This is a genomic window from Halomonas llamarensis (genome assembly GCF_023555005.1).
Lineage (GTDB): Bacteria > Pseudomonadota > Gammaproteobacteria > Pseudomonadales > Halomonadaceae > Vreelandella > Vreelandella llamarensis.
The window spans coordinates 1-264 of sequence record NZ_JAMJPJ010000134.1; the positions used below are offsets into that span (position 1 = coordinate 1).

The window sequence follows — 264 nt, forward strand, 5'->3', positions numbered from 1 at the left end:
TCCCGGCATTACCCGCTGGCAAATAAGGACAAGGGTTGCGCTCGTTACGGGACTTAACCCAACATTTCACAACACGAGCTGACGACAGCCATGCAGCACCTGTCTGACAGTTCCCGAAGGCACACCAAGATCTCTCTCGGCTTCTGTCGATGTCAAGGGTAGGTAAGGTTCTTCGCGTTGCATCGAATTAAACCACATGCTCCACCGCTTGTGCGGGCCCCCGTCAATTCATTTGAGTTTTAACCTTGCGGCCGTACTCCCCAG

At 53.8% G+C, this 264-nt stretch carries 1 rRNA gene; it reads right to left on the reverse strand.

The features are described 5' to 3' along the window. Positions 1 to 264, reverse strand: a 16S ribosomal RNA gene (locus tag M8006_RS18565); the annotation flags it as partial.